Annotated in this window: 12 protein-coding genes and 1 tRNA gene; 2 read left to right on the top strand and 11 right to left on the bottom strand. The window is 64.4% G+C overall.

Going from position 1 to position 14,898, the window contains the following annotated elements:
* Nucleotides 1-2: 2 nt before the first annotated feature.
* Complete coding sequence (locus tag CHX26_RS11065) at nt 3-1,052, bottom strand: lytic murein transglycosylase (RefSeq protein WP_104942410.1); 1,050 nt, start codon at nt 1,050-1,052, stop codon at nt 3-5.
* An 87-nt stretch (nt 1,053-1,139) separates the two neighbouring features.
* Between CHX26_RS11065 and CHX26_RS11060 the strand changes: the two genes are divergently transcribed.
* A tRNA-Ser gene (locus CHX26_RS11060) sits at nt 1,140-1,229 on the top strand.
* 12 nt (nt 1,230-1,241) lie between these two features.
* Here the strand turns inward: CHX26_RS11060 and CHX26_RS11055 are convergent.
* From CHX26_RS11055 to CHX26_RS11040, 4 genes are read right to left on the bottom strand one after another with little or no spacing between them, the layout of a single operon-like run.
* A complete protein-coding gene (locus tag CHX26_RS11055) occupies nt 1,242-2,096 on the bottom strand; it encodes a class I SAM-dependent methyltransferase (protein ID WP_104942409.1) in 855 nt (284 codons plus the stop codon).
* Nucleotides 2,096-3,508, bottom strand: coding sequence for a dihydrolipoyl dehydrogenase (gene lpdA / locus CHX26_RS11050; RefSeq protein WP_104942408.1), 1,413 nt, complete (start codon nt 3,506-3,508; stop codon nt 2,096-2,098). The genes CHX26_RS11055 and lpdA overlap by 1 nt, the downstream gene beginning before the upstream one ends.
* A 2-nt stretch (nt 3,509-3,510) precedes the next feature.
* Nucleotides 3,511-3,873, bottom strand: a complete 363-nt coding sequence (locus CHX26_RS11045; protein WP_104943393.1) for an acyl-CoA thioesterase — start codon at nt 3,871-3,873, stop codon at nt 3,511-3,513.
* A gap of 40 nt (nt 3,874-3,913) precedes the next feature.
* Nucleotides 3,914-5,308 (bottom strand): 2-oxo acid dehydrogenase subunit E2, encoded by a 1,395-nt coding sequence (locus CHX26_RS11040; RefSeq protein WP_104942407.1) that lies wholly within the window; start codon nt 5,306-5,308, stop codon nt 3,914-3,916.
* A 138-nt stretch (nt 5,309-5,446) separates the two neighbouring features.
* On the opposite strand from CHX26_RS11040, the gene CHX26_RS11035 reads away from it, so the two are divergent.
* Nucleotides 5,447-5,893, top strand: a complete 447-nt coding sequence (locus CHX26_RS11035) for a universal stress protein (protein WP_104942406.1) — start codon at nt 5,447-5,449, stop codon at nt 5,891-5,893.
* A 7-nt stretch (nt 5,894-5,900) separates the two neighbouring features.
* On the opposite strand, the gene CHX26_RS11030 is transcribed toward CHX26_RS11035, so the two are convergent.
* The 6 genes from CHX26_RS11030 to CHX26_RS11005 all read right to left on the bottom strand — a co-directional run bounded on the left by CHX26_RS11030 (nt 5,901) and on the right by CHX26_RS11005 (nt 14,850).
* Nucleotides 5,901-8,279: a ribonuclease R family protein gene (locus tag CHX26_RS11030; protein WP_104943392.1), complete on the bottom strand. Its 2,379-nt coding sequence runs from the start codon at nt 8,277-8,279 to the stop codon at nt 5,901-5,903.
* Between the two features lie 229 nt (nt 8,280-8,508).
* Complete coding sequence (locus tag CHX26_RS11025) at nt 8,509-9,882, bottom strand: M28 family peptidase (protein ID WP_172449800.1); 1,374 nt, start codon at nt 9,880-9,882, stop codon at nt 8,509-8,511.
* Between the two features lie 37 nt (nt 9,883-9,919).
* Nucleotides 9,920-11,470 (bottom strand): proline--tRNA ligase, encoded by a 1,551-nt coding sequence (gene proS / locus CHX26_RS11020; RefSeq protein ID WP_104942405.1) that lies wholly within the window; start codon nt 11,468-11,470, stop codon nt 9,920-9,922.
* A gap of 49 nt (nt 11,471-11,519) precedes the next feature.
* The gene (phaR, locus tag CHX26_RS11015) at nt 11,520-12,092 is read right to left on the bottom strand and encodes a polyhydroxyalkanoate synthesis repressor PhaR (protein WP_104942404.1); all 573 of its coding nucleotides are present in this window, start codon (nt 12,090-12,092) and stop codon (nt 11,520-11,522) included.
* A gap of 84 nt (nt 12,093-12,176) precedes the next feature.
* Nucleotides 12,177-13,226 (bottom strand): alanine racemase, encoded by a 1,050-nt coding sequence (gene alr, locus CHX26_RS11010; RefSeq protein ID WP_172449798.1) that lies wholly within the window; start codon nt 13,224-13,226, stop codon nt 12,177-12,179.
* Entirely contained in the window at nt 13,219-14,850 is a 1,632-nt protein-coding gene (locus CHX26_RS11005) for an MFS transporter (RefSeq protein WP_104942403.1), read from the bottom strand. The genes alr and CHX26_RS11005 overlap by 8 nt, the downstream gene beginning before the upstream one ends.
* Nucleotides 14,851-14,898: the final 48 nt, after the last annotated feature.

Genomic DNA, 14,898 nt, shown 5'->3' with positions numbered 1-14,898 from the left:
CCTCAGTTCACGATTTCGTCTGCCAGCAGGCCGACACTCATCGCATAATAGCTCGAGCAGTTATATTCGAGAATCGCGCGGTAATTGCCGGTCAGCAACCATGCAGGGGTTCCCGGGCCATCGGGCTGGAAAAATGACACCATCACGTCGTCGGCCAGGCCGCGCTGAGCAACCACGCCGAGCGCGCGCCATTCGGCCACGGTCATCCAGCGGCTGAGGCGTTCGTGCACGCGCGGGCATTGCGGCGCTACCAGACGGGTTCGGTAGGCCGATGGATCGAAGCCGGCAGGCACAGTGGCGCGCACGCCCCACGGCTGCCCAGAGCGCCATCCTGCATCGCGGAAATAATTCGCGATTGAAGCGAAGGTATCGGCGCGGTTGCTGAAGATATCTGCCTTCCCGTCGCCGTCACCATCGGTCGCCAGACGCAGGTAGACGCTGGGGAGGAACTGGGGATTGCCGAAAGCCCCAGCATAGGATCCGACCAGCTGATCGCGTTGAAAGCCCTTGTCCGCGATCTTCATCAGCGCGACGAATTCGCCTGCGAACAGCTCGCGCCGACGTCCTTCCCAGGCCAGTGTGGCCAGACTGCGGGCAAGGTCGAAGTTGCCCTTGACCCGGCCATAACTGGTTTCATGGCCGAAGATCGCGACGATGATCGGCCCCGGTACACCATACTCATTCTCGATCCGGGCGAGCAGATCGCGGTGCTGGGCATATACCGAACGCCCGCCACCGATCCTGGCAGGATTGACATGGCTGGCGACATAATCCGCCATCGGGGGGTAACCACTTGTGGTGGCGGTGCCAGGCTGGTTCTGATCGAGCCGTATTACCGCTGGATTGGGGGTGAGGCCCGCGGTCATGCGCGCAATGGTGTTTTGCGATACGCCTTCACCTTGCGCTCTTGCCTTGAGGAGCTCGAGATAGGCGTCGAAGGGGATGTCATCCGTGCTCGCTTGAGCAGTGGCGGGCGCCGCAGTGGGCGATGCTCCGATGACCGAGGCGATGGCAAGGCCGAGGGCAGCGAAAGGAAGCAGTCGGGGAATCATGCGACAAGGGATGTCACACATTGCCTGAATTCCCAACAACCGAACTGGGGATGACTTCGGCGCCAACACTGGCTAGGGGCGATTCACGGACAGGTGGCCGAGTGGTTTAAGGCAGCGGTCTTGAAAACCGCCGTAGGTGCAAGCCTACCGTGGGTTCGAATCCCACCCTGTCCGCCAAGTCTGTCGTGCTCAAGCAACAGCTTTTACCAACCATGCCTTGCAACTCAGCATCACCCCTTCACCCTCGCGGTAGTGGCGGGTGAATACCTTGCCGAGATCGGCGCGCGCGGTGGCCAACACATCTTCACCCTGCTGCAAGAGGATGCGGCCTGCGGCCATCGAGGCGAGGACGAAGTCAGTCGCCTCGGCAGGCGTCGCACCGGGGCCACCGACGGCTTGCTCGCCGGTATAGCCAGCCGCTTCCATGCCGGAAAAGCCAGCTTTGGTCAGAATGTCCTCAAGGTAGCCGAGATCCTCGAAGGCGAAGGGTCCCGGTGCACGCGGCACGGCTGGAGGCACTTCGACATGAGCACGCACCACACTCATCACCTCCATCATCCACGCATTGTCGCGCGGGTGCGCCCAGACCGCAAGATCGATCCGGGCGCTGGGGGTGAGCATCGTCTTGAGATTCGCAAAAGCCGCGACGGGATCGGGGAAGAACATCGAGCCAAAGCGCGAAAACAGGCGGTCAAAGGGCGGTTCATCGAGCGTCGCGGTGGCGGCATCGGCACAGACGAAGCGCGCCGGGCTACCTGAGGCGGCGGCGCGTTCCTCGGCCCTGGCGATCAGCATCGGTGCGACATCGAGGCCGAGGGCCGCACCGGTTGCCCCTGCAGCCTCAGCGATAGCAAGGGTTGTCGCCCCGCCCCCGCAGCCCAGATCGAGCACGCGCTCGCCCGGCTGATAATCCGCCTGTGCCAGCAGCGCCGTACCGATGGGCGCGATCATGCCCTCGAACCGGTCGAGGCTGGCGAGCCAGCGCGCGCCCATCTCGCCGGCCCAATCCTCGCCCTTCAGGGCTTCGGGTGCGTTCTCGCCCATCAGAAATGCAGCGCCCGGCCATAGGCGTCGAGGACGCTTTCATGCATCATCTCCGACAGCGTCGGGTGCGGGAAGACGGTCTGCATCAGCTCCGCCTCGGTGGTCTCGAGCGTCTTGCCGACGGTGTAGCCCTGAATGAGCTCCGTGACTTCCGCGCCGACCATGTGCGCGCCGAGCAACTCGCCGGTCTTCGCGTCGAACACGGTCTTGATGAAGCCTTCGGCCTCGCCCAGCGCAATCGCCTTGCCGTTGCCGATGAAGGGAAAATTGCCGACGCGCACTTCGTAGCCTGCTTCCTTGGCTTTGGCCTCGGTGAGGCCGACGCTGGCGACCTGCGGGTGGCAATAGGTGCAGCCCGGAATGTTGTTGCGGTTGAGCGGGTGCGGGTGGACTTCGGTGTTGCCCATTTCCTTGGCTATGGCCTCGGCGCAGGTGACGCCCTCGTGACTTGCCTTGTGCGCCAGCCACGGCCCCGGCGTGCAGTCGCCGATCGCCCACAGGCCCTTCGACTTGGTGCGGCCATAGGGATCGATCTGGATGAACCCGCGGTCCATCTCGGCAAGGCCCTCAAGTCCGATATTCTCGGTATTGGGGACGATGCCGATGGCGACGATCACATGGCTGAAGTCGCTGGTCGTCGACTTGCCTGCCTTGTCCTTGATGGTTGCGGTGATGCCGCTGCCTGTAACCTTGATCGCCTCGACGCCCGCGCCGGTCATGATCGTGATGCCCTGCTTCTTGAGGCTCTTTTCGAGGAAGCTCGAAACATCCGCATCCTCCACCGGCACGATCCGGTCGAGCATTTCGACCACTGTCACCTCGGTGCCGAGATCGTTGTAGAAGCTGGCGAATTCGATCCCGATCGCGCCCGATCCGATCACCAGCAGCTTGGTGGGCAGTTCGGCGGGGGTCATGGCGTGGCGATAGGTCCACACGCGCTTGCCGTCGGCGGGCGCAAACGGCAGGTCGCGGGCGCGCGCGCCGGTGGCGACGATGATGTGCTTGGCGGTGAGGGCTTCCTCGCCCTTGTCGCCCTTTACGGTGAGGCTGTTCGCGCCGGTCAGACGCCCCTCGCCCATGTGGACGGTGATCTTGTTCTTCTTCATCAGGTGGCCGATGCCCTGATTGAGCTGCTTGGCCACCCCGCGGCTGCGTTTGACGATAGCGCCGAGGTCCGCCTCGATCTGGCCTGCGACCTTCAAGCCGTAATCGCCCGCGTGCTGCATGTAGTGGAAGATCTCCGCCGAGCGCAGCATCGCCTTGGTCGGAATGCATCCCCAGTTGAGGCAGATGCCGCCGAGGTTCTCGCGTTCCACAATCGCGGTCTTGAGGCCCAGCTGCGCGCAGCGGATTGCCGCGACATATCCGCCGGGGCCGGAGCCAAGCACGATCACGTCATATTCAGTAGCCATTGTCAGTCATCCTTGGGGAGGAGAAGTGTGGAACTGCTGGCGAGTGGGCGCGGGCGGCCATACTCGCCGATCAGAACGAATTTGAAGGTGCCGCGCGCCACGGTTTGCGTGGCCTCGCCATTGCGCTCGCGTGCGATGGCTTCTGCGCCGATGGTCAATGAGGTGGTGCCGGTGGCGAGGACGTCGCAATAGGCGCTGAGTTCATCCCCCACCGCCATCGCGCCCGGAAAGGCGAAGTCGGTGGCGGAGACGACCACCGCCTTGCCCTGCCCCGCGCGGCTCGCAAGGGAGCCCGCGCCCAGCGCCATCTGCGCCATCAACCACCCGCCGAACACTCCGCCATAGGGGTTGGTGTCGGCGGGCATGGCGGTCGCCCGAATTGTCAGTTCGCCCGCGGGCATGGGGCTAGACCACCAGCCCCATCGGGTTCTCCACGAGGTTCTTCAGCGCCTCCATCAGCTGCGCCCCGTCAGCGCCATCGATCGCGCGGTGATCGAAGCTGCCGGTGGCGCTCATGACGGTGGCGGGGACGATCTGGCCGTCCTCGACCCACGGGCGCTGCTCGCCCGCGCCCACGGCGAGGATCATCGCCTGCGGCGGGTTGATCACCGCGTCGAACTGCTTGGTGCCGAACATGCCGAGGTTCGAAAGGCTCGCCGTGCCGCCCTGGAATTCGTGCGGTTGCAGCTTGCCGTCCTTGGCCTTGTTCGCGAGCGCCTTCATCTCGGTGCTGATTTCCGCGAGGCCCTTGCGCCCGGCATCGCGGATTATCGGGGTGATGAGGCCCGAGGGCGCGGCCACCGCGACCGAGATATCCTGCCGGGTGAATTGCAGCAGCGTGTCACCCTGGAAGCTGACATTGCACTTGGGCACGCGCTGGAGCGCGCGGGCGAGCGCCTTGATCAGCAGATCATTGACCGACAGCTTCACGCCGTCCGCCTCAAGCGACTTGTTCAATTCGCCGCGCAGCTTGAGCAGGGCATCGAGGCGGATATCGACCGTGAGGTAGATGTGCGGGATGGTCTGCTTGGCCTCGGTCAACCGGCGGGCGATGACCTTGCGGACATTGTTGAGCTTCTGGACTTCGTAAGGTGCATCGAGATCGCCGCCGAGGGTTGGCACTGCGACCGGTGCTGGCGGGGCGGCAGGTGTCGCCGCGGGAGCTTGGGACGCGGCGGCTGCGGGGGTGAAATTCTCCACGTCGTCCTTGACGATCCGCCCATTGGGGCCGGTGCCTTTCACCAGCGCCAGGTCGATCCCCCTGTCAGCCGCGATCCGCTTGGCCAGCGGCGAGGCGATGATGCGCTCGCCCGATGCGGCGGGAGCAGCTGCGGGAGCCGGTGCGGGCGTCGCAGGCGCAGCGACCGGCGCGCCGCCGCTCTTCGCAATTGCGCCCTCGACATCTTCCTTGGTGATCTTGCCCTTGGGGCCGGTGCCGGTGAGGCTTGAAAGGTCGATGCCGTTAACTTCGGCAAGCTTGCGCGCGGTCGGCGTGGCGGCGGGGCCTTCCACCGCAGCTGCTTCGGCGGCAGGTGCTGGCGCAGGAGCCGCTTCCTCGCCCTCCACCGCAAGCCGCGCGATCACCGCGCCGACCTTTACGCCCTCGGAGCCTTCTTCGATCAGGATTTCCGCGATCACGCCTTCATCAACCGCCTCGAACTCCATCGTCGCCTTGTCGGTCTCGATCTCGGCCATCACGTCGCCCGAGGAAACCGTGTCGCCGACCTTGACCAGCCAGCGCGCCAGCGAGCCCTCTTCCATGGTGGGCGACAGTGCCGGCATCTTGATGTCGATGGCCATGATCCGTTGTAACTCCCAAGTTCGATCCTTGGCCCGTCTCTGGCCAATTCCCTAGCGTCGGGCAAGAGGCCAGAGCGCAGGGACTTGCCAATCCATACGAATGCATTGATACCCTCGCTCTCAACGGGGCCGACACTTATGCGCACATTTCTGGTCATCATCGACGAGAGCGAGGAGGCGACGGCTGCCTTGCGCTATGCGGCCCGCCGGGCAGCTGCGGTGGGCGGTGCCGTCCATCTTTTGGCGCTGGTCCCGCAGCAGAACTTCAGCGCCTTCGGGGCGGTGCAGGCTACCATCGAGGCCGAAGCGCGCGACCGGGCCGAGATGCTGGCGCATGGGGTGGCCGGCAATCTGCTGGCCGAAAGCGGCATCATGCCGACGATTTCGGTCAAGATCGGTCAGGGCCAGAAAATCGTCAGCGAGTTCCTCGCCGATCATCCCGAGGTTGCAGCGCTTGTGCTGGGCGCCGCCAAGGGTTCTGCGCCCGGCCCGCTTGTGACACATTTCTCCGCCGCTGCCGGAAGCCTGCCCTGCCCCCTCTACATTGTGCCTGCCAACTACGACGAGGCCGCCAGCGCGCACTGACCGGGCGCTATTTCCTGCGTCCCTGATGGCGGATATTGCCCGGCCGCCCGCGCTTGCCGACCATGAACTTGCCCGCTTTTTTCGGCCCGCGCTGGCGATCATCGGGGCGATTGCCGCGTGGCTCGATGGCGCGCGCGTCGGCATCGGGCAGCACGAACTTCAAAGCACCGGTGAGCGGGTTGGCCTCGGCGAGCTTAAGCTTAAGCCGGTCACCGCTGGCATAGGTCGTCCCGCTGTCCGAACCGACCAGTGCCTGCGCCGCCTCGTCATGGCGGAAATATTCGCCCCCCAGCGTCGAGATCGGCACCAGCCCGTCCCCGCCAAGGCCGACGATGGTGGCAAAGAAGCCGAAGGCCTGCACCCCGGTGATGCGCGTGTCGAACACCTCGCCCACGCGGCCCGAGAGCCAGGCCGCGACATAGCGATCAATCGTATCACGTTCTGCTTCCATCGCGCGCCGCTCGGTCTGGCTGATCGCGTCGCTGACCTGCTGCAAGCTGGCGCGGTCGCGATCCGACAGGCCGCTGGTGGGCGGGATCGATCCTGGCGGGGCGGGCTGCTCCAGCTTGTAGGCATCCACCAGCGCGCGGTGCACCAACAGATCGGAATAGCGGCGGATCGGCGAGGTGAAGTGCGCATAGCTGCCCAGCGACAGGCCGAAATGCCCGGCATTGGCGGGGCCATAATAGGCCTGCGTCTGGCTGCGCAGCACGGCTTCCATCACCAGCGCCTTTTCCGCCTCGTCCGAAATGTCCTTGAGCATACGGTTGAAGAGGCCCGGCGTTACCACCTGGCCTAATGCGAGCTTCTTGCCCATCGTGGCGAGGTAATCGCGCAGCGCGATCAGTTTCTCGCGGCTCGGCGGTTCGTGGATGCGGTAGACGACCGGCGCGGTCTTGGCTTCCAGCGCCTTGGCCGCGGCAACATTGGCGGCGATCATGAAATCCTCGACCACCCGGTGCGCATCGAGCCGCTCGCGAATGGCGATCTCGGCGATGCGGCCCTCGGCGTCCAGCACCACGCGGCGTTCGGGCAGTTCGAGTTCGAGCGGATCGCGGGCGTGACGCGCAGCCGCGAGCGCCTTCCATGCGGCCCAGAGATTGGCGAGAATCTTCCCCACATCACCGTTCGTGTCGAGCCCTTCGGCAGGCTCAGGGCAGGCTGCCGACATTCTGTCGTCAGTCGAGACACCTTCGGCGGCATCTTCCTCAGGGCCTCTCGACTTCGCTCGAGGCGAACGGGCTTCCCCGTCGATGATCGCCTGCGCGTCCTCGTAAGCGATGTTATGCGCGATCCGCACCAGCGCACGGGTGAAGCGGAAAGAGCTGACCTTCCCGTCGGCATTGATGTGCAGGTGGCAGGCCATCGCCGCGCGGTCCTCGCCTTCCTTCAGCGAGCACACGTCGGCGCTGAGCACCTCGGGCAGCATCGGCACCACGCGGTCGGGGAAATAGACCGAATTGCCGCGCTTCCTCGCCTCGCGGTCGAGCGCGGAGCCGGGGCGGACGTAGAAGCTGACGTCAGCAATGGCGACCAGCGCGTTGAACCCGCCCTGCCCGTCGGGTTCGGCCCAGATCGCGTCATCGTGATCGCGCGCGTCAGCCGGGTCGATGGCAAGGATGGGCAGATGGCGCAGGTCTTCGCGGGCCTTGTCCGAGAGCTTGAGCTTGGCCGCGCGCGGGGCTTCCTCCAGCACCTCCTCCGGGAAGATGTGCGGGATGCCGTGCTTGGCAATCGCGATCATGCTGAACGAGCGCGGGGCGAGCGGATCGCCCACCACCTCCACGACCTTGACCCCTGCCCGTTCGGAGCGCCCGACGCGCTCGGCGATCACGAGCTGGCCTTCCTCGGCAGAACCGACATCGGCAATCGGCGCGGACTGGCGCACGCGCTTGTCGACCGGCGCGAGCCATGCCTTGCCGGTCTTGTCGATTGCGACAATGCCCATCAGCCCTTCGGTGCGCGAGGGCAGCTTCTTCATCACGTGCGCACGCCAGCCATCCGGCGTTTCCTCGGTGCGCGCCAGCACGCGGTCGCCGCGCTTCAGAGCGGGCGGGCGTTTGACACCGGGCTTTGGTCGGGGTTCGCGGATCGTCAGGCGGGGCGGCTTTCCGGGCGCTTCGGGGTCCCAGTTGTCCGGCTCGGCGATCAGCTCGCCATCATCCACGTCAACGATCTTCAGCGTCGTAACCTTTGGCACCCCGCCCATGCGGTGGAAGGCGCTCTTCTTGCCGTCGATCAGGCCGTCCTCAGCCATGTCCTTGAGCAGGGCCTTCAGTTTGATCTTCTCCTGCCCCTTCAGCCCGAAGGCCTTGGCAATCTCGCGCTTGCCGGCGGGAATGTCGGAGGACTGGATGAAGTCGAGCACCTGTTGAGGGCTCGGCATGCCTTGTGGGAGCTTGGGCTTGCCCTTCATGCTGCACCTGCCGTGGCACAGCTTGACAAACTTGACACCCTGTCAAGCGAGGCGATTGCGAATTTCTGCATCATTACCATGGGTTTAGGCCAGACTTCCTGTGCTTGACGGACAGGGAAGACGGGCCTTGTTTAGGGGTTTCGGGCGCGGTCATTGCCTCCCTATCGCACGAATCAGGGGCGTAGGAAATTTTCCGGGGTCAGTCCTTCGCCACCGGCTCGAATGCTCCGCCGGGGACGGCGCTCGACACGGGGGAGCAATACTTGCCCGCGCAGGCCGCGACGCCGAACATCCAGTCATCGCCGCGCAGCTTCTTCACATGGGTCAGAACCCGTTCCTGCGCTGCCGCCGCATCATTGGCCGAGGCCGCCCCGTCGAGATAGACCAGCGTCACATCACCGCCCCACGCCGGTTCGTCGGTGGCGCGTGTAACGACCGAATAGACCCCCGCCCCGGCGACCGCGTTCCACTTGATTTCCGTGTCGGTCCGCACTGCTGCGTCCACCGTCACCCTGGGCGGCATCGGCGCGCGGGCGAGTGCGTCGAGCGCGCGCACGTTCAGCTTCGTCACCCCGGCGAGATAGGCGAAGTCCATCTCCTCGATGGTGTCGCCGTAGAACACTCCGTCTTCGGTGCGCAGGTCCTGATGCTGGTGATCGTAATCCTCGACCCCGACCGAGAAGCGGATCGCGGGATAGCCCTTCTGGAGGAACGGCACCTGATCCCCGCCCCGGCCCATGCGGTCGGTGCGCCAGATCTGGCGGACCTGCATTTCATCAGGGTGCTTCCCTGCCAATCCCGCGACCCAGCGCGAGAGGTTGCGCGAGGGCGTGTCGTTCTCGCCGCCAAAGCGGGTTTGCGCGGCCCGAAGCCGGTCGGTCAGGTCGGCGCGCGGGCCTTCGGAGAAGACGCGCACGATCTTGGGCTCGCAATAGCCATCCTTGCCGCATGAATTGCCGACAATGTCGTTGTTGAGCACCGCCTTGACGGTGAAGCCTTGGCGCTCGGCCCAGTCGGCAAGGATGCGTCCGCCGAACAGGCCCTGCTCCTCGCCCGAAAGCAGGGCGTAGATGATGGTGGATGGGTACTTTTCGCCGCTCAGCACCCGCGCCGCCTCGATCACCAGTGCGGTGCCGGAGCCATCGTCATTCGCGCCGGGTGCGTCAGAGGTGAAGTCGAGCGCGTCGGACACGCGGCTGTCGATATGGCCCTGCACGATCACGACTTCGTTGGGTCGCTCGCTGCCGCGCTGGATCGCGACCGCGTTGCGCACCAGCGTTGCCGTCGGGATACGGCGACCGTCAGGCTGGATGACCTCGCCCACGGGCAGGACTTCGAGGCAATCGCCGCACTTGGCGCCGATGCGCTTGAACTCGGCCAGCCCCCAATCGACCGCCGCGCCGATGCCGCGCTTGGGGTCGGTCTGCGAGGACAGGGTGTGGCGCGTGCCGAAGCTGACGAGCTTTTCGACATCGCCCTTAAGGCGTTCCTCGGAGACCTGTTGGGCAGGGTGGGTCTGGGCGGTGAGCGGAGCTGCGGCAAGGGCGGCGAGCAAAAGAGCGCGTTTGATCATGCGCTCTGTCTGCCCGTCCGCCTCTCGTGAGGCAAGCCTAGTACGCGCGCGCTACCAGAATGCGCTCGACTGCCGGTTCGCCGGTGAAGATGCAGGAACCTTCCGCCGGCGCAGCGCCGCGCGGCACGTTGCGGATGGTGAGCTTCACCGCCTTCAGCTTCTCGACCACGGCTTCGAGTGCGGCTCCGGTCGGCTTGGCCCATTCGACTTCGACCCAGCCCGGATATTTGCCGCCGTTCTCGAAGTGATCGACGACCGCCTGCCAGTCGGTGACACCGCGGGTGATGTTGGCATCGCGGCGGGCCTTGGCTTCCTCGTAAAGCGCCGACTGGATCGCCTCGAGCAACGAAGGTGCCTGCGAAGAAAAGCCTTCGCGGCTGAGGAACTGGAAGGCGGGCTTGCCATTCTCGGCATTCCACAGCTTGTCGCGGCGCAGCATCGCAACCTTGCCCTCTGCCATGTCGCGCGGGCCGACTTCGACGATGATCGGCGCGCCCTTGCGCACCCAGTCCCAGCGCTTGGCGGCGGCCTTGCCGGGCTTCACATCAAGCAGCATGCGGATCCGCTCGCCAAAGGCAGTCAGCGGCAGCTTGGCGAACATGTCGACGATTTCCTGACAATATTCGATCAGTTCGGCATCTTCCGGTGCCTCGCGCAGCATCGGGATGATGACGATCTGGTGCGGCGCGATGGCGGGCGGCACGCGCAAGCCGTCGTCGTCGCCGTGGGTCATGATCACCCCGCCGATCAGGCGCGTCGAAACGCCCCAGCTGGTGGTGTGGCAATATTGCTGGCTGCCCTCGCGGTCCTGATACTGGATGCCGGCGGCATGGGCGAAATTGGTGCCGAGGTAGTGGCTGGTGCCGGCCTGCAGCGCCTTGCCGTCCTGCATCATCGCCTCGATCGACCAGGTCTCGACCGCGCCGGGGAAGCGTTCGTTCTCCGGCTTCTCGCCAGCGATCACCGGCAGCGCGAGGTCTTCCTCGGCGCAGGCGCGGTACATTTCGAGCGCGCGGTGGGTTTCGGCGAGCGCATCCTCGCGGTTTTCGTGCGCGGTGTGGCCCTCCTGCCAGAGGAATTCGCTGGTGCGCAGGAACATCCGGGTGCGCATCTCCCAGCGCACCACATTGGCCCACTGGTTGGTGAGCAGCGGCAGATCGCGCCACGATTGCACCCAGCGCGCCATGGCATCGCCGATGATCGTTTCCGAGGTCGGGCGGACGACCAGCGGTTCTTCCAGCTTCGCTTCGGGATCGGGGATCAGCCCGCCCTTCCCGTCCGCAATCAGGCGGTGATGGGTGACGACCGCCATTTCCTTGGCAAAGCCTTCGACGTGTTCCGCCTCGCGGGTGAAATTGGCGAGCGGGATGAACAGCGGGAAGTAGCAGTTCTGCACACCCGCCGCCTTGATCCGGTCGTCCATCAGGCGCTGGATGCGCTCCCAGATGCCATAGCCCCACGGCTTGATCACCATGCAGCCGCGCACCCCCGATTCCTCGGCGAGGTCGGCGGCGCTGATGACTTCCTGATACCACTTGGCGAAGTCGTCTTCGCGCTTGATGGTGAGCGCGTGGCGGATCTGAGACACTGCGGGACTTCCTGACTGAATCGGGTGCGAAAACGCGCGCCGCTTCGCGCTATTTGCCCAGTTCGTCCAGCTTCTTTTGCATCGCGGCCATCTGTTCGCGCAGCGCGGCAAGTTCGTCCTTGCTATCGGTAGCCGGAGCAGAGGGCTTTGCCTTGCCCATGCCCGGCATGAACACGTCGGCCGCTGCCCGCATCATTGCCATGTTGGTTTCATGGATCGCGGCGAACGGCGTCGCGCTGATGCCCTTTTCGAAGGCCTCGCGGATCTTCGACTGATTGTCGCGGAAGTTGGCCATGCTGGCTTCAAGATAGGACGGCATCAGCGCCTGCATCGAATTGCCGTACATCCCGATCAGCTGGCGCAGGAAGCTGACCGGGAGCATCTGCTGCCCGCCATTGGCCTCTTCATCCATGATGATCTGGGTCAGGATTGAATGCGTGATGTCATCGCCGGTCTTGGCGTCGAGCACTTGAAATTCGATATTTTCGCGCACCATTTTCGCGAGGTCTTCCAGCGTGATATAGCTGGAGGACGCGGTGTTGTAGAGGCGCCGGTTGGCGTATTTCTTGATTATGATCGCATCGCCCGCTTGGCCCGATGCCGCTTTTGCCCTTCCGACCATTTCTCTCTCGACCTTTGTGTTTGGCCCCCGTCGTTCCACTTAGCACCTGCACACATTGCGGTGCAACAAGAACTCCCGGATTAGTTAACACCCCCGTAACCTTCTGCCGATCACCGTCAGCATTTCATAAGCGGAAAGCGTGCTTTGCTGCGCAGTGTCATTGATGTCCCATGGCACCTGCAGCCAGTCGCCAGCGGCAAGGTCAGGGGCGTTGGACAGGTCAACCACCACCATGTCCATCGACACCTTCCCGAGCAGCGGCAGGCGCCTTCCGTCATGGTAAAACGCATTGCCGGGGCCACGGCTGCGCAGGAAACCATCAGCATAGCCGATCGACACTGTGGCAACCGGCATCGCGCTGGTTGCGGTGAACGTCGCGTTATAGCCGACGCTTTCGCCTGCCGAAAGCTTGCGCGTCTGCAGAATCATGGCCTCAACCTGTGCCACCGAACGGATAACACCAGCCAGTTCAGGCCGGGGAATGCCGCCGTAAAGCGCAAGGCCGGGGCGGGTGAGATCGAAGGTAAAGGTCTCGCCTAGGCCAATCCCGGCACTGTTGGCCAGACTGGCGCGGCGGTGCGCAATGCGCGCAGCGACAGCGCGAAATGCATCAAGCTGGCGCAGGTTCATCGGGCTGTCTTCATCCGCCGATGCAAGGTGGCTCAGCAGAATGTCGACATCGAGGGCGCTGATCCGGCTGTCCCCCACCTCGTCCGGAGCAAGCCCGAGGCGGTTGATTCCGGTGTCGATCATCAGATGGCAGCGCCCCCCGCCGTTCGCTCGCCAGCGTTCCGCCTGTTCGAGCGAGCAGATCACCGGCACCGCGCCGGTCGCTCTGGCATAGGCGCAGTCGGCCTCGGTCGATACACCATGCAGCACGGCAATTTCACCACCCCGCACATACGGCATGACCGGCGCAACCTCGCCCCAGTGCGCAACGAAGAAGGTCTCGCACCCGGCGTCGCGCAATGCCGGTACACAGGTCTCAACGCCCAGACCGTAACAGTCCGCCTTGACCGCGGCACCGGCGCGCCCGCGCCCTGACAGCGCATCGAGTGCGCGCCAGTTTGCGGCAAGCGCGGCTGTGTCGACCGCCAGCCGCAAGGTTGGCGGCGGCAGTTCAGGGTCAATCATCGGCGAAGTCTTTCGGTGGCCCTGACGGCAAACCCCACCAGGCCACTACAAGCCCGAAGGCGACCACCGCCCAAGTATACCACAGGCCCGAATAGATATCCCCCGTGCTGGCCACGATCACGCCTGCAATCAGCGGCAGGAACCCGCCGAGATAGCCCGCGCCGATATGATAGGGGATCGACATGGAGGAATAGCGGATGCGCGGCGGAAACATCTCTGACAGCAGCGCCGCGACCGAACCGTAAGTCAGCGCCGAAAGCATCCCCAGCGCCAGCAGCACGCCGACGATACCGATGACATTGGCGAGCGGCGGCTCCTGCTTGCTGAAATCAAAGCCGTATTCTCCCAAAGCCGCATGAATGCCGGTCTTGCGCGCGCCTCCGTCGGCGAACCAGACCGGATCAATGGCCACCTCGTTGCCGCCCACGGTCAGGCTCAGGGCTTCGGCCTCTATGAGGGTATAGGTCACACCCGAGGCGGTCAGGGTTTCGAGCAGTTTGCCGCAATCGGTCTGTTCGCGCTGGAACATCTCGGCAAAGGGATCGGTCTGGCAGGCTGGGCCGCTCACCACCACTGGATGACGTTCCGCCGCAGCGGCGAGGCCGGGATTGGCAAAGCTGCCCATCGCCCAGAACAGCGGGAACAGCAGCGCCAGCGTCAAGGCGGCGCCGATAATGATCGGCTTCTTGCGACCGACACGATCAGACCATTTGCCGATCAGGACATAGAAACTCATCGCGATCAGACCGGAAATCAGCAGAACCAGTTCCACAGTCAGATCGGCCACGTGCATCGGCCCGCGCAGAAAGCTCATCGCCGAGAAGAACCCGGTGTACCAGATCGTCGTCAGGATGCCGGTAATCCCGAACAGCGCGACGAACAGCCGCTTGGGATTGCCGGGATAGGTCATGCTTTCGATGAAGGGATTGCCGGAGGTCTCGCCTGCTGCCTTCATCGCCTGAAAGACGGGGCTTTCAGACAGCTTCAACCGCATCCACAGCGAGATCAGCAGCAGAATGATCGACAGCAGAAACGGCACACGCCAGCCCCACGCCGCAAAGGCATCGGCGGGGATCAGCGCGCGGCAGGCCAGCACGACGATAATCGAAAGCACAAATCCGCCCGCGACGCTCGCCTGGATGAAGCTGGTGTAGAATCCGCGCTTTTCGGGCGGTGCGTGCTCGGCAACATAAATCGCCGCCCCGCCATATTCGCCGCCAAGCGCCAGTCCCTGTATCACGCGCAGCAGAATGACGATGATGGGCGCGGCCATGCCGATGGTATCGACAGTCGGGATCAGGCCGACCCCGGCGGTCGCTATGCCCATCAGGGTAACGGTGACAAGGAAGGTATATTTTCGCCCCAGCTTGTCGCCCAGAAAGCCGAACAGCACCGCGCCCAGCGGACGGAAGGCGAAACCGACGGCAAAGGTCGACCACACCAGCAGCAGGCCGAGCGTTTCATTGTCCGTGGCGTAGAAGGCATCCTTGAGGATGTAGGCAAGCGTGCCGTAGATGAAGAAATCATACCATTCGAAGATGGTGCCGGCGGATGATGCGCCGATGACCAGCTGGATTTCCTTGTCTGACGGCTCGCGGTCTGCGAGCGCCTGCGCCTCTGCCATGTGCTTTTTATCCCCTTGGCCCCGAAGGGCGACCTCTCGGTGTTTTCC

The sequence above is a fragment of the Porphyrobacter sp. HT-58-2 genome (assembly GCF_002952215.1).
GTDB lineage: Bacteria > Pseudomonadota > Alphaproteobacteria > Sphingomonadales > Sphingomonadaceae > Erythrobacter.
The sequence above is the reverse complement of the archived record's forward strand: the minus strand, read 5'-3'. Positions and strand labels throughout refer to the sequence as shown.